This is a genomic window from Streptomyces sp. NPDC050508 (genome assembly GCF_040655155.1).
In the GTDB taxonomy this organism is placed as follows: Bacteria; Actinomycetota; Actinomycetes; order Streptomycetales; family Streptomycetaceae; genus Streptomyces.
The window spans coordinates 1-22,113 of the sequence record NZ_JBFAJJ010000020.1 but is presented as its reverse complement, the minus strand read 5'-3'; the positions used below and the strand labels follow the sequence as shown (position 1 = coordinate 22,113).

The following is a 22,113-nucleotide window of genomic DNA, read 5'->3' as shown; positions in this document are numbered from 1 at the left end:
TGAGCTCCTGGAATGAGGTTCGGATCGAACGGACGCTTAGAGGTAACCGCGCCCGTGACCGGATTTGGCCACCGTTGACGTGTCCCTTACGGCGGCGCACACGCCTTTGACGCGACTCTTACGGCGACAGTGCGAAGTCGGCGTGTGCGCCTCGCCCCCGCGTCAGAACAACCGGAACCGCAACCGGCAGATCACCGCGTCCGTGTCCCGCCGTACCGCATGGGCGACGACGGCCCCCCGCTGGTTCTGCAGCAGCCGCTGCCACAGCCGTACCGGCTCCACCTCGGCGATCAGGACGGTGACCCGGGTGTCCGGTTCCGTCGCCGACACGTCCCGTACGTAGGCGGCGATGGGGCGGCCCAGCGTGCGGCGTTCGCAGGCGAGCCGGACCAGGGGTACGCCGGGGTTCCACTGGGCCCAGTCCCGCTCCAGGGCGTGGAGGTGGGCGCGGTCCTCGGGGTCGGGGTAGCAGACGGTGACCGCGCGCACCTCGTCGCCGAGGGAGGCGGCGGCCGTCAGGGCCTCGGAGGTGAGCCGGGACAGGGACGAGACCGGCACGATCACCACCGACCGGTCACGGTGCGGGGGTTCCGGGATACGGCCGAGGCCGAGCCGTTCGCCGATGTGCGCGTAGGCGCGGTGCACGGTCTCGAAGGCGAGCACGAGCAGCGGCAGGGTGATCACGATCAGCCAGGCGCCCTCCTCGAACTTGCTCGCGGTGACGACGACGGCCGCGACGCCGGTGAGGACCGCGCCGAAGCCGTTCAGGAGAGCTTTGCCGCGCCAGCCGGGTCCGCGTTCGCCGCGCCAGTGCCGGACCATGCCGACCTGGGCGACGGTGAAGCCGACGAAGACACCGATCGCGAAGAGCGGCACGAGGGTGTTGGTGTCACCCCCGGAGAACACCAGCAGGGCCGCCGACACCGCGGCCAGCGCGAGCACGCCGTGCCGGTGCACCTGGCGGTCGGCCTTGAGGGCGAAGACGTGCGGGAGGTAGTTGTCCCGGGCGAGCAGCTTCAGCAGCACCGGCAGCCCGCCGAAGGACGTGTTCGCGGAGAGGGCGAGCAGGATCATCGTCGCGAACTGGATGACGTAGAAAGCCCAGTTGTGGCCGAGGGAGGCGTCCGCGAGCTGGGCGAGGACGGTGACTCCCTGGACCGGCTGGAGGTGGAAGCGGGAGATCAGGACCGACAGGCCGATCAGCATCACGCCGAGCACCGCGCCGAGGGCGACCTCCGCGCGCTGGGCCCGCTTGACCCGGGGTGCGCGGAAGGAGGGCACGGCGTTGGCGATGGCCTCGACGCCGGTGAGGGCGCTGCAGCCGGAGGCGAATGCTTTCAGCAGGAGCAGGACACCGACGCTTGTGGCATTGCCGGTCACCACGGACTCGCTGTTGACCCGGTTCACAGGCGCATCGCGAAAGAGTCCGATCACAATCAGGACGAAGATCGAGCCGATGAACACCACGGTCGGCACGATGAACACCCGCGCCGACTCGGCGATCCCGCGCAGGTTCACAGCTGTGACCAGTGTCAACACCGCCAGGCAGAGCCACAGCCGTTCACCGTAGAGCGACGGGAAAGCGGAGGTGAGCGCCGCGACTCCGGCGGTGACGGCCACGGCCACGTTCAGTACGTAGTCCAGCACCAGCGAGCCCGCCGCCACCAGGCTGGTCCGCGCGCCCAGGTGGGTCTTCGCCACGGCGTAGGAGCCGCCGCCGTCCGGGAAGGCCGCGATCACCTGCCGGTACGAGGCGACGAGCACCGCGAGCAGGGCGGCGATGGCGAGCGTGACCGGCAGGGTGAAGCCGAGCCCGTGCGCACCGGCGGCGGCCAGCACGAGGACGATCGCCTCGGGACCGTAGGCCACCGACGCCATGGCGTCCAGGGAGAGGGCGGCGAACCCGGCGAGGGCGGTCAGCCGATGACGCTCGCCGGTATCCGGAGGCTCCTCGTCGGCCGGCGTCGCGCCCGGCTGGACGGTCAGAACGGTCATGCTGGTGACTCCTTCACGTACGGACGCGCGGTGACGGGAACGCGCGAGTGCGCTCCAGGTTGCGTCCCGCCGCCGCCGGTTTCCCCTTCTCCTTGCGTCTTCTTCGCGCCGAACACGCGTTCCTTGACACGAACTTGACGAGCGTGTGACCTGCGCGACTGCCCTCTGCCGCTGCGACGGCGTCAAGAAGCGCGGGCCGCCCGTCAGAGTCGCGTCAAGGCCCGGCCTCCGTACGTCCGGAGTCCCTACCGTCGCCACCATGGGACGCCCCGACGACGCACACGCGCAGCAGCCGCGGGCAGTGGCACACGACCGCCGGTGGGCGCGGGACCTGCGCGACACGTTCCGCTGCGCGGGCGCGCTGCTCGGACTCCTGCTGCTCGTCGACCACTTCAGCGGGCATCTCACCCTCCGGCGCGGCGCGCTCTGGCTCACCCTCGCCGTACTGCTGCTCGTGGTGCTGTACCCGGCCCGGGTCCGGGCGGGCGAGGGCTGGCTGTCCGCACGCGGGCTGCTGCGCGAGCGACGCGTCCGCACGGACCGGCTGGTGTCGGTGCGCTGTCTGGACGGCGTCTCTCAACGGCTGTTGCTGCGGGACGAGTTGGGCGGCCGGGTCAAGATCGATCCCGATGTGCTGGTGCACAACCCCGACCTGTGGCACCGCGTCTCCGAGGACACCCGCCGGTCCCTCGCCTCCGGCTCGCTCACGTGCGGGGCGACCGCGCTGCGCCGGATCGCGGAACGCGTGGAGCGCGAGACCGCGGAAACCGTGTTCAAGGTGTCGGGCCTGGAGTGACAACCGCAGTTGAGGCTGCTAGATCTGCCCGTTCGGCCAGCGGCAAGGACACGACCATGGTCAGGCCGCCGCCCGGTGTGTCCTCGGGCGTGAGCGTCCCGTTCATCGCCTCGGTGAGGCCGCGCGCGAGGGCGAGGCCCAGCCCGAGCCCGGTGGTGTTGTCCGTGTCACCGAGCCGCTGGAAGGGCTCAAAGAGCGTCTCACGTCCGGTAGTTGGCAGCCCAGGCCCTCGGTCCACGACCCTCAACTCCACCCGGCCGCCCAGCGCACTGGCGGTGACCATGACCCGCCGCCCGGCCGGGGTGTGCCGGGCCGCGTTTCCGGCCAGGTTGGCGATCACGCGCTCCAGCAGCGGCGGATCGACGAGCACCGGCGGAATCGACTCCACGTCCCGCAGATCCACATCGGGCACGTCCGCGAGCGCCATCGGCAATACCTCCTCCAGGCTCGTGGCCCGCAGGTTCAGCGGGAGGACACCCGCTTCCAGCCGACTGAGGTCGAGGAGGTTCTCCAGCAACCGGTTCAGCTTGGCCATGGACTCGTCGGCGGTGGCGAGGAGTTCGTCCCGGTCCTCTTCCGAGAACTCCACGTCCCGCCCGCGCAACGAGGTCACGGCCGCCCAGCCCGCCGCGAGCGGAGTCCGCAGATCGTGTCCCACGGCCCGCAGCAGCGCGGTACGCAGCCGGTCGGCGGCCTTCACCGGCTCGATCTCGGCTGCTGCTTCGGCGAGTTGGGCCCGCTCGACGGCGGAGCCGACGTGCGCGGCGAAGGCGGCGAGCACCCGGCGCTCCGAGGAGGACAGGGTGCGTCCACGCAGGACGAGGAAGGCGCCGGGGCCGGCCGGGACGGTGGTGGCACCGGCGCCGACTTCGTGATCCGGTGGCTCGTCGACGAGTTCCGCCGAGTCGGTGCCGAAGGTCTCGCGGGTGCGTTCCAGGAGCGCCGGGATCGTCTGGCCGCCGCGCACGATGCTGCCCGCGAGGGACGACATCGTCTCGGCCTCGGCGGTGGCACGCGCCGAGCGCCGGGACAGTCGTAGCGAACGGTCGACCACGGCGGCCACGGTCGCCGCCACGACCGTGAACACCCCTAGCGCCAAAAGGGCGTTGGGGTCGTCCAGGGTGAACTGGCCGATGGGCGGGATGAACCAGTAGTTGAGCAGCAGCGAGGCGGTCACGGACGCGATGACCGCCGAGGTGACGCCGCCTATGCAGGCGACGCCGACGACGGCGAGCAGGAACAGCAGTGCCTCGCTGGTGAGGTTGACCGTGCCGCGCACCTGGGCGAGGCAGACGGTGAGCAGCACCGGCAGCACAAGTCCCGTCACCGGACCGGCAATCAGCCGTGCCGTCGACAACGTACGCCGCCCGGACGGTAGCAGCGTGCCGCGTCCGGCGCGCTCGTGCGTGACTCGATGGACGTCGATGTCACCGGACAACTCGGTCACGGTCTCGCCCGTGCCGGGTCCGGTCAGGAACCGCTCGAACCTGCCCCGGCGGCTGGTGCCGAGGACGAGTTGGGTGGCGTTCTCGGTGCGGGCGAACTCGACCAGGGCGGTGGCGACACCGTCGCCGACCACCGAGTGGTAGCTGCCGCCGAGGTCCTCGACAAGGCGCCGCTGCCGAGCGAGGGAGGCATGGGACACCCCGGCGGCGAGTCCGTCGCTGCGGGCCACGTGCACGGCGAGCAGGTCACCGCCGGCGATGGGGGTCCCCCCGGTCGAGCGAAGCCGAGAGTGGGGGAGGTCGGCGATGCGGGCGGCCCGCCGGATGAGTGTGTCGCCCTCGGGCCCGCCGGTGAGGGCGACGACCACCCGCTCCCGGGTCTCCCACACCCCGCCGATGGCGTGCTCGGCACGATACGCATGCAGCGCCTCGTCGACCCGGTCGGCGACCCACAGCAGCGCCAACTGCCGTAGGGCGGTGAGGTTTCCGGGCCGGAAGTAGTTGGCGAGGGCCGCGTCGATCTTCTCGGGCGTGTAGATGTTGCCGTGCGCCATGCGGCGCCGCAGTCCCTCGGGCGGCATGTCGATCAGCTCGATCTGCTGGGCCCGGCGTACGACGTCGTCGGGCACCGTCTCGTGCTGCGGGACCCCGGTGATCTTCTCGACGACGTCCTTGAGGGAGGCCAGGTGCTGCACGTTGACGGCGGTGACGACGTCGATGCCGGCCGCGAGCAGCACGTCGATGTCCTGCCGGCGCTTGGCGTTGCGCCCACCGCCGGGCACGTTGCTGTGCGCGAACTCGTCGACGACGGCCACCTCCGGGCGCCGTTCGAGGACCGCCGCGAGGTCCATCTCCTCGAACTCCCCGCCCCGGTAGTCGCATTGGGCCCGCGCGACGACCTCCAGGCCGTCAAGCATCGACTCGGTGCGCGGGCGCCCGTGGCATTCGGCGAACCCCACCACCACATCGGCGCCGCGAGCGGCCCGGCGCCGTGCCTCGTCGAGCATGCGGTAGGTCTTGCCGACACCCGGGGCCGCACCGAGGTAGACCTTCAGTCGCCCGCGTCGTAGTACGTCGTTCATCGCCTCCCAGAGAAGCGCTCCGCAGGCCCGCGGGCAGGCTTCTTGATGCGTCCCTGGCGCCGCCCGCGAGGACGTTGACACTGTCTTGACGGCGCCGGGCCGGGTTAGGGTGACCGTGGTGTGCCGGGAAGTCTGGTCGGCGGGGAGTCCGCATGGGCTCGTCCAAGCCCCAGGGGGACGGCATGCGCAGCGTCGGTACGGTTCTCGCTCTCGTGGTACTGGCGACGCTGGTGGCGACGTTCGCCCGCCGGTGGCGGATTCCCGCACCCTCCCTCCTCGTGGTCGCCGGTCTCGCCGTAGCACTGCTGCCGGGCACCCCGTCGATCGAGATCAGCCCCGACGTGATCGGCCTGGTCGTCCTGCCGCCACTCCTGTACGCCAGCGCCGAGGACATGTCGTGGCGCGAGCTGAAGGCGGTGTGGAAGCCGGTCGGGATCCTCGCGATCGGCCTGGTCCTCGCGTCGGCGGCGGCGGTCGGCTGGGTCGCGTCGACGGTGACCCCGCTCTCCTGGCAGATGGCGCTCGTGCTCGGCGCGGTCCTGGCCAGCACCGACCCGGTCGCCGTCACCGCGCTGGGCCGACGGCTCGCCCTGCCACCCCGTGTCCAGGTGCTCGTCCAGGCGGAGTCCCTGTTCAACGACGCGACCTCGCTGGTCCTCTTCCGGGTCGCGGTGAGCGTCGCCGTGGCCTCGGCGGCGGCCAACTGGGGTGCTGCGGGCGGTGAGTTCGTCGTGCTCGCGGGCGGCGGCACGGTCATCGGGGCGGCCGTCGCCTACGTCGTGACACTGATCCGGCGCCGCACCGAGGACCCGGTCCTGGAGACGGTGATCGCCCTGGTCACCCCGTACGCGGCCTACGTCCTGGCGGAGGGCGCCCACACCTCCGGCGTGACCTCGGTCGTGGTCGCCGGGGTCGTCCTCGGCGGTCGCGGCGACCGGCTCACCAACGCCCGCATCCGGCTCCAACTGCACGCCGTCTACGGCACGGTGGTGTTCCTGCTGGAGAGCGTGGTGTTCTCGCTCATCGGACTGGCGCTGCCCGCGCAGGTGCGGGCGCTGTCCGACGGCGACCGCGCGTGGCCGCTGTACGCGTTCGCGGTGGCGGGCACCCTGATCGCCGTACGACTGCTGTGGCTGGCGCCGTTGTCGGCGGTGGTGCAGCGCAAGGGCGGGGTGCACAGGGTGAATTGGCGGGTGCCGATGGTGCTGACGTGGGCGGGCACCCGGGGTGTCCTCCCGCTGGCCGCGGCCCTGTCGATCCCCGAGGTGACCAAGACCGGCGCCACCCTCACCGACCGCCCCCTGGTCCTGGTCCTCACCACCTCGGTCGTGGTCGTCACCCTCGTCGTGCAGGGCTTCACGCTCGCGCCGGTGGTCCGCCGCTCCGGAATCGCCCTGGAACCCGACCACACGGAACGCGAAGAGGCGTCCGCCCGCTGCCGGTTGGCCGACGCGGGCATCCGCCGCCTCGACGAACTCGCCGAGCTGGAAGCCGTACCGGACGTCGTCCTCGACCGCCTCCGCCGCGGCCTCAACGCCCGCCTGGACGACGCCCGAGACCGCCTCTCCGACAACAACGGCCAAGCGGCCCACGCGGAATCGGCCGACCTGGTCTACCGCCAACTCCGCCGCGACCTGATCGCCGTCGAGACGGTCGAACTACAGCGCCTCTACGACGACCACGCCATCAGCGACACGACCCGCAGACGGCTCCAGCGATCGCTGGACCTGGAGGAGGCGAGGCTGGCGGACGTGTGACTCCCCTGACTCCCCGGAACTCCGCGAGCATCGGCCACAGCCCGCCCCGGCCCCAACCTCGACCGCAGCACCCCGCCCGCGGTAACGCTCGGTGTCCACCACCCCGTACCGCCCGCCCGCGCCCCCCATACAGCCCAACGCACCCCCAACCAGCCCCATCCCCCCTTTCCTGATGCGCCTCCTCCGGCAACCCGGCCAGTCTTAACGCAAGATTGACGCCGAAGGCCCCCGCATCCGTGGGCCCACGCGTCACTCTCCGCTTACGCTGGTGCCGCCGTCCGCGTGATGGCCAGAAACCGCACGCTGACCCGCAGCTCAGGAGCACGCCGATGGCCACGACCGAACACCCTCCTCCCAGTCGTATGCGCGCCTGGATGCTGGAGGGCCTGGCCGACATGGGCAAGGGCGGCTCGCACGCTTCGCAGGCCGCGCCGGAGCCGGAGCAGCACGTCCACCAGGGGCAGCGCTGGTGGCGGGTGATGTGCCTGACCGGTGTCGACTACTTCTCCACCCTCGGCTACCAGCCGGGCATCGCGGCCCTCGCGGCCGGACTGCTCTCGCCCGTCGCGACGATCGTGCTCGTGATCGTCACCCTGGCCGGCGCCCTGCCCGTGTACCGGCGGGTCGCCGAGGAGAGTCCGCACGGCGAGGGTTCGATCGCGATGCTGGAGCGGCTGCTGTCGTTCTGGAAGGGCAAGCTGTTCGTGCTGACCCTGCTCGGGTTCGCGGCGACGGACTTCCTGATCACGATCACCCTGTCGGCGGCGGACGCCTCCACCCACCTCGTGGAGAACCCGCACCTGACGAGCGTGCTGCACGACAAGCAGATGCTGATCACGCTCATCCTGGTGGCCCTGCTCGGCGCGGTGTTCCTCAAGGGCTTCATGGAGGCGATCGGCGTCGCCGTGTACCTGGTGGCGGCCTATCTCAGCCTCAACGTGGTGGTCGTGATCGTCGGCATGTGGCACGTGGCCACCGAGGGCCATGTGGTCACCGACTGGACCAGCGCCCTGACCACCGAGCACGGCAACGTCTTCGCGATGATCGGTGTGTCCCTGCTGGTCTTCCCCAAGCTGGCGCTCGGCCTCTCCGGCTTCGAGACCGGCGTGGCCGTCATGCCGCACGTCGAGGGCGACCCCGACGACACCCACGAGAACCCCAAGGGCCGTATCCGCGACACCAAGAAGCTGCTGACGACCGCCGCGCTCATCATGAGCGTGTTCCTGATCGCCACCAGCTTCATCACCACCGTGCTGATCCCGGAGAAGGAGTTCAAGGCCGGCGGCCAGGCCAACGGCCGCGCGCTCGCCTACCTCGCGCACGAGTACCTGGGCAACGCCTTCGGCACGGTCTACGACGTCTCCACGATCGCCATCCTGTGGTTCGCCGGCGCCTCCGCGATGGCCGGCCTGCTCAACCTGATGCCGCGCTATCTGCCCCGCTACGGCATGGCCCCGCACTGGGCCCGCGCCGTGCGCCCCATGGTGATCGTCTTCACGCTGATCGCGTTCCTGGTCACCTGGATCTTCGACGCCAGCGTCGACGCCCAGGGCGGCGCCTACGCCACCGGCGTCCTCGTCCTGATGTCCTCGGCGGCCATCGCGGTGACCATCGCGGCCCGCCGCGCCCAGCAGCGCAACTGGACCGTCGTCTTCGGCATCGTCTCCGCGGTCCTCCTCTACGTCACCGTCGTGAACGTCATCGAACGCCCCGACGGTGTGAAGATCGGCGCCTGCTTCATCGCCGGCATCATCCTGGTCTCCCTGCTGTCCCGGCTGGCCCGCGCCTTCGAACTGCGCGTGACGAGCGTGCAGTTGGACTCCATGGCGGAACGATTCATCCGCGACATGGCCAGCCGGAAGATCCGCTTCGTCGCCAACGAGCCCGACCGGCGCGACAAGGCCGAGTACCGGGACAAGATCGAGCAGATCCGCAACGACAACGACATCCCCGGCGAGGACTTCGTCTTCGTGGAGGTGACGGTCCTCGACGCCTCCGAGTTCGAGGCGGGCCTGACCGTGCGCGGCGAGGTCCTCCACAACCGCTACCGGGTGCTGACCCTGGAGTCCTCCTCCATCCCCAACGCCCTGGCCGCGCTGCTCCTCCACGTCCGCGACACGACGGGCCGCACCCCGCACATCTACTTCGAGTGGACCGAGGGCAACCCCTTCGCCAACTTCCTGCGCTTCTTCCTCTTCGGGCAGGGCGAGGTCGCCCCGGTCACCCGCGAGGTCCTGCGCGAGGCGGAACCGGACCGCGCACGGCGCCCGCGCGTACACACCGGCTGACCGGCACACGGGGTCCGCGTATGGACACCGGCCGACCGTTCGTGGTTGCGCAAGCCGACATCACCGTAAGAGGCACGACAAAATCCGGTCCCTCCGCGTAAGAGCCCCGTCAGCGGCCCCCGCACCGCGCTCGTGGCGGCCTACGGTCGGCCTCATGCGGCACAGCGCACCACCACCGGACCCGGCCGGCGACCGCCACTGGCGTGGCGACGCCCGGCTGGCGACGGGCTGCGCGCTCGGCTTCCTCGGCATGACTCTGCTGGTCGACTGGAACGCGGGAACGCTGACCCTGACTCGCGCACTGCTGTGGTTCGCCCTGTCGGCGGCGCTCTTCGCCGTCCTGCTGCCGCACCGCGTCACCGCGGGCCCCGGCTGGCTCACCGTGGACAGCCCGCTGCTCCGCCGCACCGTGCACACGGACGCACTGACCGTCGTACGGCAGTACGGCGACGTCTCCGCCCGCCTGGTCCTGCGCGACGCGCACGGGCACTGGCTCGAACTGGACCCCCGGGTCCTGGTCGCCAACCCCCTGCTCTGGCACGAGCTGGACACGGGCATGCGGCACTCGACGGAACGCGGCACACTGCGCCAGGGCACCGATGTCCGGCGTCACCTGGGCCATCTGATCGACGACGAGACCGCGCGGTCGGTCCTCAGGGCGTCGGGGATTTCCTGACCGCGCGCCGCGTCCGGCGCACCACGACCTTCCCGAGCCGTATCTGCCCGACGATCTCGATCCGCAGGTCGACCGGCGCACCGGCGTCGGCGCGCCCGCGCGTCTTGATCTTCCCGTAGCTGAACACCAGGGAGTCGGTGTCCACCACGACGCCCGGCGGGATCACCAGTCGCAGCGCACCCAGGTGCATGTCCAGGTCGATGTGCAACGTGCCCTCGGTGATCACCGCCCGCGTGAAGTCGAGGGTCACATCGCCCAGGCTCGACCGGATCTCCAGCCTGCGCGGCACCACCCAGCCGTCGCCGCGGTGCGCCGAACCGCCGTGCTGCTCGATGCGCACGACATCCCTGACCTCCGCCGCGACCGCACCGGCCACCACCGGCAGATCGGCCGTCAGAACCGCCAACTCCCCCAGCGTGCGGGCAGTCAGGGCCGCCTCCACGCGCTCGTCCAGCTCCTCGGTGGTCAGCCGTCCGTCACCGGCCGCGCCGGTCAGCACGTCCACGACGCGGTCCCGGTCCGCGTGCGAGGCTCGCAACGCGGTCGTGCCCATCAGTTCACCCGACATACCCTCACCCCGATCGACGGACTGACGCTATATCGCGTTATACCTCAGCGCCAACCCCCCGGTCCACCGTCTTTCGTTTCTGGCCCTAGGGTGGCGCGTATGCAGTCCTACACAATCGGCCAGGCGGCGCGGCTGCTCGGCGTGAGCCCGGACACCGCGCGCCGGTGGGCGGACGCGGGTCGGGTGACGACCCACCGCGACGAGGGCGGGCGTCGTCTCATCGACGGGGTCGCCCTGGCCGCGTTCTCGGTCGAGTTGGCGAAGGCGGGCGGTGTCGAGGAGGACCCTTCCTACACCTCGGTGCGCAACGCCTTCCCCGGCATCGTCACCGCGATCAAGCTCGGCGACGTCGCGGCCCAGGTCGAGATCCAGGCGGGCCCGCACCGGCTGGTCTCCCTGCTGACCCGCGAGGCCGTCGAGGAACTCGGCCTGGAGGTGGGCATGGAGGCCACCGCCCGCGTGAAGTCGACGAACGTGCACATCGACCGGGTGTGAAGCGGGCCGTGGCCTCCCCCCGTCACTTGTTGACCGAGTAGGAGTGCGCGCCGGTACCCGCCAACGCGCCCCCGTCCACGATCAGATACTCGTCCCGGATCGGCCGCCCCGCGAAGAACGCCTCCAGGATCTCCCGCGTGCCTGCCGCGTACCGGGCCTGCGCCGACAGCGACGACCCGGAGATGTGCGGGGTCATCCCGTGGTGCGGCATGGTGCGCCACGGATGGTCCGCCGGAGCGGGCTGCGGGAACCACACGTCACCGGCGTAACCCGCCAACTGCCCACTGCGCAGCGCCCGGTCGACGGCATCACGGTCGACGATCTTCGCCCGCGCGGTGTTGATGAGATACGCCCCGCGCTTCATCTGCGCGAGCAGCTTGTCGCCGAACAGCCCCTCCGTCTCGGGGTGCAGCGGCGCGTTGATGGTCACGACGTCGCAGTGCGGCACCATGTCCTCGGCGCTCTCGTGCCAGGTCAGCCCCAACTCCCGCTCCACGTCCTCGGGGAGCCGGTGCCGGTCGGTGTAGTGCAGCTTGACGTCGAAGGGCGCGAGCCGCCGCAGCACAGCGAGCCCGATCCGCCCGGCGGCGACCGTTCCGACGTGCATGCCTTCGAGGTCGTACGAACGGGCCACGCAGTCCGCGATGTTCCAGCCGCCGTCGAGCACGACCTGGTGGGACGGCAGGTAGTTGCGCACGAGGGACAGCGTCATCATCACGACGTGCTCGGCGACGCTGATGCTGTTGCAGTACGTCACCTCGGCGACCGTCACGCCGTGCGAGATCGCCGAGTCGAGGTCGACGTGGTCGGAGCCGATGCCGGCGGTGACCGCCAGCTTGAGGTTCTTGGCGGCGGCGATCCGCTCCGGGGTGAGGTACGCGGGCCAGAACGGCTGCGAGATCACGATGTCGGCGTCGACCAGTTCACGGTCGAAGACCGAGCCCTCGCCGTCCTTGTCGGAGGTGACGACGAGGGTGTGCCCGGCCGCCTCCAGGTAGGCGCGCAGGCCGAGTTCACCGGAAACGCTGCCGAGGAGGTGCCCCGGGGTGAAGTCGACCGCCTCGGGAGTGGGGGTGGTCTGCCCGCCCGGGTAGTGGTCGATCACAGGCAGGTCGTCGCGGGCGTACGAGGTCGGGTATCCGTCTTTGGGGTCGTCGTACAGGACACAGAGAACCTTGGCCATGTCGCGGCTCCTCAACTCCGTTGTCGGAAGATGCACTTCACGATCCTCGGGGTCGATCGCCCTGGTCAAAGCGAACGTCGCTATGCCCGGATAGCCGACGCCTATCAGCGAACGTCGCCCAGGTGGGCGGTGAGCTGCTCGTCGAGCGCGTCCCGTACGCCCGCCTCCCTGGCCACCTTCAACAGCGCCTCCGCCAGCACCGATCGGGGCTCGCTGCGAGCGACGACCAGTCCGACCCGGGGACCGTGCGCAGGCCCGTTCAGTGGTACGACCCGCATGCCGTCCGGCACGTCGAACATGTGCAGCCAGGCGTGCGAGATCACGCTGGACCAACGGCCCCCGGGCAGCATCGTGTACAGCCCCGCGACGCTGTCCGACTCGACCGCGGGGGAGGCCGTCGCGCCCTCGGCGGCGAAGCACTCGTCGATGATGCGGCGGTTGCGCATCCGTGTGTTGAGCAGACAGAGGGGAAGCGTGGCCGCCTGTGCCCAACTCGCCCTGGAGACACCGCCGAGCGGTCCGTCGACGGGGGTCAGGAGGACGTACCGCTCCTCGTAGAGCGGGAGGCGGCGGACGTTGCGGAGGGTGTCGTCGTCCAGGTACGTCATCGCCGCGTCCAGCTCGAACTCGGCGAGTCCCTGGGTGATGCCGACGGACGACAGCGACTCCAGGGCGACCCGGGCGTGGGGATGCCGTACGCAGAACGGGGTGGTGAGGAGGGAGGCGGCGGGCAGCGCGGTCGGCACCACGCCCAGCCGCAGCGTGCCGGTCAGTCCGCCCCGCAGCGCCGACAACTCCTGGCGCAGCGCGTCCTGTTCGGCCAGGATGCGGTGCGCCCAGGCCAACACCACCTCGCCCTCCGGGGTCAGCCCCTCGTACCGTCTGCCGCGCCGCACGATCGGCACGTCCAACTCGTGCTCCAGACGCCGGATCGCGGCCGAGAGCGAAGGCTGCGAGACATAGCAGGCCGCGGCAGCGCGCGCGAAGTGCCGCTGACGGGCGAGCGCGACCAGGTACTCCAGCTGACGCAGCAGCACGCCCAACCTCCCCTGGAATGTCGGAACGTAGGAACGTGCAGGTTAGGCGCTGTCCGTCCGGCACAACAGGGCCGCCCACAGGTCGAGTCGGTCGTAGAGGCGGGAGAGGTCACGGCCGGTGAAGTGCTCGATGCGCCCGATCCGGTAGTGCACGGAGTTGACGTGCAGATGCAGCGCCTCCGCCGTCCGCGCCCAGGAACCGTCGCAGGCCAGGAAGGTTTCCAGAGTCTCCAACAGGACGGCGTTGGACCGCAGTTCACCGAGAACGGTCCGGCTGTAGGCGGTACGGACCTCGGCCGGAACACCGGTGAGAAGCGCATCGAGCCCCGTGAGCGTCGCGGCATCGGTGAGCGCCGGCCCGCCCACCGCAGCGGTGCTCCGCGCCGAGGCAAGCGCGTAACGCGCCTCCGCCAGCGCCCCGTTGAGCTCCCGCGCGGCGGTAACGGGCGCCCCGGTCCCGCCGTAGAGCGGCACGGCCGGTTCGGCTGCGGCGACGAGCGGCCACACCTCGTGCAGCACATCGGCCTCCGCCCCGGCCACGACCGCGAACGCGACACCGTCCGGCAACCGCCCCACAGCACCCGCAACCGTCGTACCCTCCGGCACCGCATGCGCGACCACCTCCGCCAACGCCCCCTCCGCCAGCCCCGCCCGCTGCGCCCCAGTCTCCGCGACGAGCACCCGATACGGCCCGTCGTCCGGCAACCCACAGGCCCGTACCGCCGCCGCCACAGCCGCACCATCGACACCCGGCACGGCGAGCAACGCCCCCAACTCATCGGCCGTCTGCCGCTCTTCGGCCCGCGCTCGCACCCGCGCCTCCTGGCAACGCCCCAGCACCGAGGCCAGCTCGTGCAGCATGCGCGGCGGCGCGTCGTCGGGGTCGGGAAGGTAGAGATGCCAACGCTCGTACGGCGAGACCCCGTCGGCATCGACGGGCACGGCCTCCGCCAGCAGCCCGGCCGCCTTCCCCACCGGTATCGCGTCCGCACCCGGCGTAGCCGCGACCGTCCGACCGGAGGGCGTGAGGACATACGCGACGGCTCGTTCAAGATGAGCGAAAGCAGTCGCCAGAATCACCCCCGGCCCCGCACCCTGCGCGGTCATCCGACTCAGCCGCCCCCGCACCTTCTCCGGCAAGGTGTGCTGACGGCTCAGCTCGCCCCACCGCCCGAGGTACACGGTGTCGGTGATCGCCCGGAACATGATGTGCGCCGGTACGGCGGCCACCGGAACCCCGTGCCGCACACAGGCCTCGACAAGATCGTCCGGCACCGAGCCGTGCGTCTCCTCCCCCGCGAGCAGCGCGGCGGCCCCCGCACCACGCAGAGCGGACACGAACCGCTCGGCCCGCCCGGGCCCGTCCTCGGCGGACCACCACACGAGCCCACTCAGCACGACCTCGTCCCGCCGCACGAACCGCGCGGGGTCCTCCAGGTCGGTCACGGTCACTCCGCTGATCTCCCGGGCCAGCTGGGCGTCCTCGGCCCACAGCAGGCGCAGGCCGAGGGACTCGTCCTGAAGAAGGTGTTCGACGTGCATGGTTCCGGCTCCTCGTATCTCGCATTCGCCAGGTGAATGCGAGTGATTGCATGGTAAGTGCAAGACCAATCGGCCGAAACGCCTCTTGGTTGATCCTCCAGTGTCCGGCCGTGGAACGTCGGCTTTTCCGTGCTGTGAACCAGTCGTCCGGACCCGGTCCGCGTTGCTTCACTGGCGGTCATGGACCTGAACACGGTGGCCGAGATCCTCGACGCCCGGCAGCCGACACCCTGGCGGCCGAGCGACGCCTGGCTCGGCGGCGGCACGTATCTCTTCTCCGAGCCGCAACCGCACCTGCGCCGCCTGGTGGACCTGAGCCGAACCGGCTGGACGCCCGTCGAGCGGCACCCGGACGGTTCCCTGGAGATCGCCGCGACCTGCACGATCGCCCAACTCTCCCGTTTCGCGCAGGAGTTGACGACCGCCGCGGCCCCGCTCTTCGAGCAGTGCTGCCGCGCCTTCCTCGCCTCCTTCAAGATCTGGAACATGGCGACGGTCGGCGGCAACCTCTGCAACGCCCTCCCCGCAGGCCCGATGATCTCCCTCACGGCCGCCCTGGACGCCGAGTGCCTCCTCCTGTCCCAGGACGGCCTACGGCGCCGGGTCCGCGTCGCCGACTTCGTCACCGGCGCAGGCCGCAAGGACCTCGCCGACGGCGAACTCCTCCGCTCGATCACCGTCCCGGCCCGCGCCCTGACCTGCCGTACGGCCTTCCGCCAGGCCTCGCTCTACGGCCTCGGCCGCTCCGGAGTCCTGGTCATCGGCACCCTGGACCCGCTCGACGGCTCACTCGCGCTGACGATCACCGCGTCGACGGTCCGCCCGTTCCGCCTGTGGTTCCCCCTGCCACCGACAGCGGAGCAACTGCGCACAGCCATCGCCTCCTCCATCGCGGACGACGAGTGGTTCGACGACATCCACGGGCTGCCCGAGTGGCGGGCACACATGACGTTCCGGTACGCGGAGGAGATCCGCCGGAAGCTGGAAGAGGCGGCAGCATGAAGATCGAGATCAACGGCCGCTCCTTCGCCGAAGAACCCCGCCCGGGTCAGTGCCTGCGCACCTACCTCCGCGAGCGCGGCTGGTTCGGCGTGAAGAAGGGCTGCGACGCGGGTGACTGCGGCGCCTGCACGGTCCACGTGGACGGCGAGCCGGTACACAGCTGCCTCTACCCGGCCTTCCGCGCCGACGGCCACACCGTCACCACGGTCGAGGGGCTGGCCGCCAAGGACGGCGAACTCCACCCGGTACAGCGGAAGTTCCTCGACGCCCAGGGCTTCCAGTGCGGCTTCTGCACAGCCGGCTTCCTGATGACGACGGCCGCCCTGAACGAGGACCAACTCACCGACCTCCCAAGGGCGTTCAAGGGCAACCTGTGCCGCTGCACCGGCTACCGCGCCATCGAGGACGCGGTACGAGGCGTCTGCCACGCCGAGGCGCCGGGCGCGGGCGAGGCAGTCGGCCGCAACCTCCCCGCCCCGGCCGGCCCCCAAGTGGTCACGGGAACGGCCCGCTACACCTTCGACATCGACGTCCCCGACCTGCTCCACATGAAGCTCCTCCGCTCCCCGCACGCCCACGCCCGCATCACCGCGATCGACACCACCGCAGCCCTGCAAGTCCCGGGCGTGCACGCAGCGTTCACCCACTACGACGCCCCTGAACGCCACTTCTCCACGGCCCGCCACGAGCACCCCACGGAGGACCCGGACGACACCCGCGTCCTCGACGACACGGTCCGCTACGTCGGCCAACGCGTAGCCGCAGTCGTCGCCGACAGCGAGGCCGCCGCGGAGGAAGGCTGCAGGCGCATCGAGGTGACGTACGAGATCCTCCCTTCGGTCCTCGACCCGGAGGAGGCTATGCGCCCCGGCGCCCCGGTCGTCCACGACAAGGACGCTGCTACGGCGAGGATTTCGCGCCCCCACGACAACGTGGTCGGCGAGGCACACGGCGAGATCGGCAGTGTGGAAGCGGGCTTCGCGGACGCCGACGCCGTCTACGAGGACACCTACCGCACCCAGCGCGTCCAGCACGCCAGCCTGGAGACGCACGGCGCGGTGGCGTGGTTCGACGAGGACAACAGGCTTACGGTACGCACCAGTTCACAGACCCCGTTCCTCACCCGCCGCGCCCTCTGCGCGCTGTACGACCTCCCCGAGGAGCAGGTCCGGGTCGTCGCCGGCCGGGTCGGCGGCGGCTTCGGCGGCAAGCAGGAGATGCTCGTCGAGGACATCGTGGCCCTCGCGGTCCTGCGCCTGCGCCGCCCGGTGAAACTGGAGTACACCCGCGCCGAACAGTTCTACGGCGCGACCACCCGCCACCCGTTCACGATCAACGTCAAGGCGGGCGCCCGCCGCGACGGCCAACTCACCGCACTCCAGCTACGAGTTGTCGCCGACACGGGCGCCTACGGCAACCACGGCCCCGCCGTCATGTTCCACAGCGTCGGCGAGTCGATGGCCGTCCACCGCGCCCCGCACAAGAAGGTCGACGCCTTCTCGGTCTACACGCACACCGTCCCGGCGGGCGCCTTCCGCGGCTACGGCCTCGGCCAGGTGATGTTCGCCGTGGAGTCGGCCCTCGACGAACTCGCCCGTCAACTGGACCTGGACCCGCTGGAGTTCAAGGCGAAGAACATCATCGGCCCCGGCGAGCCGATGCTGTCTCCAGGCGGCGAGGAGGAGGACCTGCACATCGCGAGCTACGGCCTCGACCAGTGCGTGTCGATCGTGCGCCGCGCGCAGACCGAACCCTGGGACGCGGCTCCTGACGGCTGGCTGGTGGGCGAAGGAGCAGCATTGGCGATGATCGCGACCGGCCCACCCGGCGGCCACATCGCCGACGCGAAGGCGAGCCTGCTCCCCGACGGCGGCTTCGATCTCGCCGTAGGCACAGCGGAGTTCGGCAACGGCACCACCACGGTCCACCGCCAGATCGCGGCCGGTGAACTCGCCACCACCGTCGACCGGATCACCGTCCGCCAGTCCGACACGGACGTCGTACGCCATGACACGGGCGCCTTCGCCTCCACGGGCACGGTGGTGGCGGGCAAGGCCACCCTCCGCGCCGCCCGCGCCCTCGCCGACCAGCTGCTCGACTTCGCCGCCGCCCATCTCCAACTCCCGTGCTCAGCCTGCACGTTGGCCGAGGAATCCGTACTGCACCCGGGCGGCCGTCTCACCCTGAAGGAGCTGCACGCGGCGGGTGCGGCGGTCGGCGTGGAGTTCACCGCCGACGGGCACTTCGGCGGAACGCCCCGCTCGGTGGCCTTCAACGCGCAGTGGTTCAGGGTCGCCGTCGATCCGGGCACCGGCGAGATCCGCATCCTGCGAAGCGTGCACGCGGCCGACGCGGGCAAGGTGATGAACCCGATGCAGTGCCGGGGCCAGGTGGAGGGCGGGGTCGCGCAAGCGCTCGGCGCGACCCTCTTCGAGAACGTCCGCATCGACGGGCAGGGTGCGGTGGAGACGGCAGACTTCCGGCGTTACCGGCTCCCCCAGTACGCGGACGTACCGCGCACCGAGGTCCACTTCATGGAAACGGCGGACGCCATCGGCCCGTTGGGCGCCAAGTCGATGAGCGAGAGCCCTTTCAACCCGGTCGCACCCGCCTTCGCCAACGCCCTGCGGGACGCAACAGGCGTGCGCTTCACCGAACTTCCGCTGACCCGCGACCGGGTGTGGCTGGCACTGACCAAGGCGCCCCATACCCGCCGTCCACCCGTATCGCCCTGATCCCACTGATGTGCCGGGCCCCGCAACGGTCCTGCGGAAGCACCAGTTGCGGTCCGGCCCGGTCCAACGGGGTGTCGTCGATGCTGACAGCGAGCAGAACAGGGGCATGAGCGAAGTCGGGGTCGATCTCGGCCCAGGACAGCAGCGCGTGGTGCCCGTCCGCTCCGCTGACCGCGATCAGGAAACGCAACCGGTCCTTGCGGCGGACGGGGTCGAAGCCAGGACCGGCCGCGGACAGGACGTCGTAGAGCCGCGGTCCCGCGAAGCGGTGCACCTGGGTGCCGCTGGTGGCGCACTCGAAGCTGACCCGCACCCGGTGCAGCGGCCAGTCGAACAGGTCGGGCACGGTCAGCCGGACGGGGCGGGCCAGGTCCCCGGTCAGGTCGAGCTGCGCGAGCGTCACGAGCCATCACCTCCCGGAATGTGGTACCCGGACGGCACTCCCGTACAAACGCACATGCGCATCCCACAAGTGGATAGTGCAGCTCATGCGATGCGACAGGAGACTTATGCCTTGCAAATGCGGCAGTATCATCGCGGCACGGCCGTTGCGGTCGTCCCAGGGCGCGACAACCCCTTTCATGAGCCCCTTTCATGAAGAGACCAGAGGAGTAGAACCGTGATGACCCGTTCCGCGCGTCGGACCCGCCGGACCCTGCAGGTGGCCGGTGCTGGAGCCGCCGCGCTGCTGGCCCTGAGCGCCTGCTCCTCCAGCGACGACTCGTCCTCCTCGAAGTCCGACACCTCGGCGTCCGCGTCCCCGAAGATGTCCGGCACCGTCACCGTCTTCGCCGCCGCCTCGCTCCAGGAGTCGTTCACGACCCTGGGCAAGGAGTTCGAGAAGGCGAACCCGGGCACCAAGGTCACCTTCAACTTCGGCGGCAGCGACACCCTCGCCGCGAGCATCACCGGCGGCGCCCCCGCCGACGTGTTCGCCGCCGCGAGCCCCAAGACCATGGCGATCGTGACGGACAAGAAGGACGCGGTGGGCACGCCGGCCACCTTCGTCCGCAACCAGCTGGAGATCGCCACCCTGCCGGGCAACCCCGACAAGGTCTCCTCCCTGAAGGACCTCACGAAGTCGTCGCTGAAGGTCGTGCTCTGCGACAAGACGGTGCCGTGCGGCGCCGCGGCCCAAAAGGCCCTGACGGCAAGCAAGTTGAAGCTCACCCCGGTGTCGTACGAGCAGGACGTGAAGAGCGCTCTGACGAAGGTGGAGCTGAAGGAGGCCGACGCCGCGGTCGTCTACAAGACCGATGTGCACGCGGCCGGCAGCAAGGTGCAGGGCGTGGAGTTCCCCGAGTCCGCCGACGCCATCAACGACTACCCGATCGTCCTCCTCAAGAACGCGCCCAACGCCGTCGCCGCCAAGGCGTTCATCGCGCTGGTGCAGTCCGCCGAGGGCCAGAAGGTGCTGTCCGCGGCAGGCTTCCTCAAGCCGTGACCCAGCTCGACACCTCCGACGCCGCGACCGAGACCCTCAAGGGCGGGCCGCGGCGTCGCCGTGTCCGGACGGCGGGGCGGGGAGTGCCACTCCCCCTCCTACTGCCCGCGCTCGTAGGACTGGCGTTCCTGCTCCTCCCCCTGATCGCCCTTCTCGTACGGGCCCCTTGGCGCTCCCTGCCGTCCCAGCTGACCAGCACGGAGGTCTGGCAGGCGCTCCAACTCTCCCTGTTCAGCGCGACCGCGGCGACGGCCGTGAGCCTGGTCCTGGGCGTGCCGCTCGCCTGGGTGCTGGCCCGCACGGAGTTCCCCGGCCGCGGCTTCGTCCGCGCCCTGGTGACGCTCCCGCTGGTCCTGCCCCCAGTGGTCGGCGGTGTGGCGCTCTTGCTCGCCCTCGGCCGCAACGGCGTCGTGGGCCAGTGGCTGGACTCATGGTTCGGCATCACGCTCCCCTTCACCACGACCGGCGTCGTGGTCGCCGAGGCCTTCGTGGCGATGCCGTTCCTGGTCATCAGCGTGGAGGGCACCCTGCGTGCCGCAGACCCCCGCTACGAGGAGGCGGCCCAAACCCTGGGCGCCTCCCGCTTCACGGCGTTCCGCCGGGTCACGCTCCCCCTGATCGCCCCGGGCATCGCGGCGGGCGCGGTCCTCGCCTGGGCCCGTGCGCTGGGCGAGTTCGGCGCGACGATCACCTTCGCCGGCAACTTCCCCGGCCGCACCCAGACGATGCCGCTGGCGGTCTACTTGGCTCTCCAGAACGACCCGGAGGCGGCCATCGCGTTGAGCCTGGTCCTGCTGGCCGTGTCGATCGCGGTGCTGGCAGGCCTACGGGACCGCTGGATGACCACGTCATGAGCAACAGCCGTACGACCGCCCGCAGATCAGCCCCCTGGACGTGCACGCCATGACCGACACCACCGACGTCGAACTCACCGGCGCCCAGGGCCTCGACGCCCATCTCGTCGTGGACCGCGGCACGTTCCGCCTGGACGTCACGCTGTCCGCCGCCCCCGGAGACGTCGTCGCCCTGCTCGGCCCGAACGGCGCAGGCAAGACGACCGCGCTACGCGCCCTGGCGGGCCTGGTCCGCCTGACGGACGGTCACCTACGTCTGGACGGGGCGGAGTTGGACCGCACACCACCGGAGTCCCGCCCGGTAGGAGTCGTCTTCCAGGACTACCTACTGTTCCCCCACCTGACCGCCCTGGACAACGTCGCCTTCGGCCCACGCTGCCAGGGCGCGACGAAGGCGGAGTCCCGCGCGGTGGCCGCCGAGTGGCTGGACCGCATGGGGCTCGCCGAGCACGCGGCCGCCAAGCCCCGCAGACTCTCCGGCGGCCAGGCCCAACGCGTAGCCGTGGCAAGAGCGTTGGCAACCCGCCCGCGCCTGCTCCTCCTCGACGAACCCCTCGCCGCCCTCGACGCCCGCACCCGCCTCGACGTACGGGCCCAACTCCGCCGCCACCTGGCCGAGTTCGAGGCGGTCGCCGTCCTGGTCACCCACGACCCGCTGGACGCCATGGTGTTGGCCGACCGCCTGGTGGTGATCGAGCAGGGCACGATCGTCCAGGAGGGCGCCCCCGCAGACATCGCCCGCCACCCGCGCACGGACTACATCGCCCAACTCGTAGGCCTCAACCTCTACAAGGGCACGGCCGACGGCCACACGGTCACCCTCGACACGGGCCCCACGATCACGACCACGGAGGACCTACAGGGCGAGGTCTTCGTGGCATTCCCGCCAAGCGGGGTCACCCTCTTCCGGGACCGCCCTACCGGCACCAGCGCCCGCAACCTCTGGCACTGCGAGGTAGCGGGCCTGGAAACCCACGGCGACCAGATCCGCGTAGACCTGACGGGCGAACTCCCCCTGACCGCCGACCTCACGACGGTCGCAGCAGCCGAACTGAACCTGCACCAGGGCGCGTCGGTCTGGGCCACGGTCAAGGCAACCCAGACGCACGCGTACCCGGCCTAGTGCTGTGACCGCATCGGTTGGCCGGGTTGGTGGTCGTGGCGGTTGGATGTGCGGTGACGTCCGATCCGATCGCTGGAGGTGCGGTGGCCGA

17 protein-coding genes are annotated in these 22,113 nt (G+C 70.8%); 10 read left to right on the top strand and 7 right to left on the bottom strand.

The genetic code is table 11. The annotated features are described in order from the left end of the window. Positions 1-162: 162 nt before the first annotated feature. On the bottom strand, positions 163-1,995 hold the full coding sequence (locus tag AB0I69_RS39920) for an APC family permease (protein WP_363100675.1): 1,833 nt from the start codon (positions 1,993-1,995) through the stop codon (positions 163-165). 259 nt (positions 1,996-2,254) lie between these two features. Between AB0I69_RS39920 and AB0I69_RS39915 the strand changes: the two genes are divergently transcribed. Next, positions 2,255-2,791 carry a hypothetical protein gene (locus tag AB0I69_RS39915; protein WP_363100674.1) on the top strand — a complete coding sequence of 179 codons (537 nt, stop codon included), beginning with the start codon at positions 2,255-2,257 and terminating at the stop codon, positions 2,789-2,791. On the opposite strand, the gene AB0I69_RS39910 is transcribed toward AB0I69_RS39915, so the two are convergent. Then, a complete protein-coding gene (locus tag AB0I69_RS39910; RefSeq protein ID WP_363100673.1) occupies positions 2,769-5,318 on the bottom strand; it encodes an ATP-binding protein in 2,550 nt (849 codons plus the stop codon). The genes AB0I69_RS39915 and AB0I69_RS39910 overlap by 23 nt on opposite strands. A 152-nt stretch (positions 5,319-5,470) precedes the next feature. Between AB0I69_RS39910 and AB0I69_RS39905 the strand changes: the two genes are divergently transcribed. From AB0I69_RS39905 to AB0I69_RS39895, 3 genes are all read left to right on the top strand, one after another. Continuing rightward, positions 5,471-7,075 carry a Na+/H+ antiporter gene (locus AB0I69_RS39905; RefSeq protein ID WP_363100672.1) on the top strand — a complete coding sequence of 535 codons (1,605 nt, stop codon included), beginning with the start codon at positions 5,471-5,473 and terminating at the stop codon, positions 7,073-7,075. A gap of 329 nt (positions 7,076-7,404) precedes the next feature. Beyond that, on the top strand, positions 7,405-9,363 hold the full coding sequence (locus tag AB0I69_RS39900; RefSeq protein ID WP_363100671.1) for an amino acid transporter: 1,959 nt from the start codon (positions 7,405-7,407) through the stop codon (positions 9,361-9,363). 154 nt (positions 9,364-9,517) lie between these two features. After that, complete coding sequence (locus tag AB0I69_RS39895; protein ID WP_363100670.1) at positions 9,518-10,039, top strand: hypothetical protein; 522 nt, start codon at positions 9,518-9,520, stop codon at positions 10,037-10,039. Here AB0I69_RS39895 and AB0I69_RS39890 read toward each other — a convergent pair. Further along, on the bottom strand, positions 10,017-10,607 hold the full coding sequence (locus AB0I69_RS39890) for a DUF1707 domain-containing protein (RefSeq protein ID WP_363100669.1): 591 nt from the start codon (positions 10,605-10,607) through the stop codon (positions 10,017-10,019). The two genes, AB0I69_RS39895 and AB0I69_RS39890, sit on opposite strands and share 23 nt — an antisense overlap. Positions 10,608-10,706: 99 nt before the next feature. On the opposite strand from AB0I69_RS39890, the gene AB0I69_RS39885 reads away from it, so the two are divergent. Continuing rightward, positions 10,707-11,102 (top strand): helix-turn-helix transcriptional regulator, encoded by a 396-nt coding sequence (locus tag AB0I69_RS39885; protein WP_355903787.1) that lies wholly within the window; start codon positions 10,707-10,709, stop codon positions 11,100-11,102. 22 nt (positions 11,103-11,124) lie between these two features. On the opposite strand, the gene AB0I69_RS39880 is transcribed toward AB0I69_RS39885, so the two are convergent. The 3 genes from AB0I69_RS39880 to AB0I69_RS39870 form a co-directional block, all read right to left on the bottom strand. Continuing rightward, positions 11,125-12,285, bottom strand: a complete 1,161-nt coding sequence (locus AB0I69_RS39880; protein WP_363100668.1) for an NAD-dependent formate dehydrogenase — start codon at positions 12,283-12,285, stop codon at positions 11,125-11,127. Between the two features lie 104 nt (positions 12,286-12,389). Then, positions 12,390-13,322 (bottom strand): LysR family transcriptional regulator, encoded by a 933-nt coding sequence (locus tag AB0I69_RS39875; protein ID WP_363100667.1) that lies wholly within the window; start codon positions 13,320-13,322, stop codon positions 12,390-12,392. Between the two features lie 42 nt (positions 13,323-13,364). Next, the gene (locus tag AB0I69_RS39870; protein WP_363100666.1) at positions 13,365-14,864 is read right to left on the bottom strand and encodes a helix-turn-helix domain-containing protein; all 1,500 of its coding nucleotides are present in this window, start codon (positions 14,862-14,864) and stop codon (positions 13,365-13,367) included. 180 nt (positions 14,865-15,044) lie between these two features. On the opposite strand from AB0I69_RS39870, the gene AB0I69_RS39865 reads away from it, so the two are divergent. Together AB0I69_RS39865 and AB0I69_RS39860 are read left to right on the top strand one after the other, a co-directional pair. After that, positions 15,045-15,866: an FAD binding domain-containing protein gene (locus tag AB0I69_RS39865; protein WP_363100665.1), complete on the top strand. Its 822-nt coding sequence runs from the start codon at positions 15,045-15,047 to the stop codon at positions 15,864-15,866. After that, entirely contained in the window at positions 15,863-18,601 is a 2,739-nt protein-coding gene (locus AB0I69_RS39860) for a molybdopterin cofactor-binding domain-containing protein (RefSeq protein WP_363100664.1), read from the top strand. The genes AB0I69_RS39865 and AB0I69_RS39860 overlap by 4 nt, the downstream gene beginning before the upstream one ends. Here AB0I69_RS39860 and AB0I69_RS39855 read toward each other — a convergent pair. Beyond that, a complete protein-coding gene (locus AB0I69_RS39855) occupies positions 18,516-19,004 on the bottom strand; it encodes a molybdopterin-dependent oxidoreductase (RefSeq protein WP_363100663.1) in 489 nt (162 codons plus the stop codon). The two genes, AB0I69_RS39860 and AB0I69_RS39855, sit on opposite strands and share 86 nt — an antisense overlap. A 219-nt stretch (positions 19,005-19,223) precedes the next feature. On the opposite strand from AB0I69_RS39855, the gene modA reads away from it, so the two are divergent. Genes modA through AB0I69_RS39840 form a run of 3 tightly spaced genes read left to right on the top strand, consistent with a single transcriptional unit; the run spans position 19,224 to position 22,022 of the window. Continuing rightward, complete coding sequence (modA, locus tag AB0I69_RS39850; RefSeq protein ID WP_363100662.1) at positions 19,224-20,045, top strand: molybdate ABC transporter substrate-binding protein; 822 nt, start codon at positions 19,224-19,226, stop codon at positions 20,043-20,045. Then, positions 20,042-20,899 (top strand): molybdate ABC transporter permease subunit, encoded by an 858-nt coding sequence (modB, locus tag AB0I69_RS39845; protein WP_363100661.1) that lies wholly within the window; start codon positions 20,042-20,044, stop codon positions 20,897-20,899. The genes modA and modB overlap by 4 nt, the downstream gene beginning before the upstream one ends. A gap of 49 nt (positions 20,900-20,948) precedes the next feature. Then, a complete protein-coding gene (locus AB0I69_RS39840) occupies positions 20,949-22,022 on the top strand; it encodes an ABC transporter ATP-binding protein (protein ID WP_363100660.1) in 1,074 nt (357 codons plus the stop codon). Positions 22,023-22,113: the final 91 nt, after the last annotated feature.

What these genes read in the sequence shown, in the direction of transcription:
- AB0I69_RS39880 (WP_363100668.1), bottom strand. Translation starts at nt 12,285, where the DNA reads ATGGCCAAGGTTCTCTGTGTCCTGTACGACGACCCCAAAGACGGATAC.
- modA (WP_363100662.1), top strand. Translation starts at nt 19,224, where the DNA reads ATGACCCGTTCCGCGCGTCGGACCCGCCGGACCCTGCAGGTGGCCGGT.
- AB0I69_RS39910 (WP_363100673.1), bottom strand. Translation starts at nt 5,318, where the DNA reads ATGAACGACGTACTACGACGCGGGCGACTGAAGGTCTACCTCGGTGCG.
- AB0I69_RS39840 (WP_363100660.1), top strand. Translation starts at nt 20,949, where the DNA reads ATGACCGACACCACCGACGTCGAACTCACCGGCGCCCAGGGCCTCGAC.
- AB0I69_RS39865 (WP_363100665.1), top strand. Translation starts at nt 15,045, where the DNA reads ATGGACCTGAACACGGTGGCCGAGATCCTCGACGCCCGGCAGCCGACA.
- AB0I69_RS39870 (WP_363100666.1), bottom strand. Translation starts at nt 14,864, where the DNA reads ATGCACGTCGAACACCTTCTTCAGGACGAGTCCCTCGGCCTGCGCCTG.
- AB0I69_RS39915 (WP_363100674.1), top strand. Translation starts at nt 2,255, where the DNA reads ATGGGACGCCCCGACGACGCACACGCGCAGCAGCCGCGGGCAGTGGCA.
- AB0I69_RS39900 (WP_363100671.1), top strand. Translation starts at nt 7,405, where the DNA reads ATGGCCACGACCGAACACCCTCCTCCCAGTCGTATGCGCGCCTGGATG.
- AB0I69_RS39885 (WP_355903787.1), top strand. Translation starts at nt 10,707, where the DNA reads ATGCAGTCCTACACAATCGGCCAGGCGGCGCGGCTGCTCGGCGTGAGC.
- AB0I69_RS39895 (WP_363100670.1), top strand. Translation starts at nt 9,518, where the DNA reads ATGCGGCACAGCGCACCACCACCGGACCCGGCCGGCGACCGCCACTGG.
- AB0I69_RS39860 (WP_363100664.1), top strand. Translation starts at nt 15,863, where the DNA reads ATGAAGATCGAGATCAACGGCCGCTCCTTCGCCGAAGAACCCCGCCCG.
- AB0I69_RS39890 (WP_363100669.1), bottom strand. Translation starts at nt 10,607, where the DNA reads ATGTCGGGTGAACTGATGGGCACGACCGCGTTGCGAGCCTCGCACGCG.
- AB0I69_RS39920 (WP_363100675.1), bottom strand. Translation starts at nt 1,995, where the DNA reads ATGACCGTTCTGACCGTCCAGCCGGGCGCGACGCCGGCCGACGAGGAG.
- AB0I69_RS39905 (WP_363100672.1), top strand. Translation starts at nt 5,471, where the DNA reads ATGGGCTCGTCCAAGCCCCAGGGGGACGGCATGCGCAGCGTCGGTACG.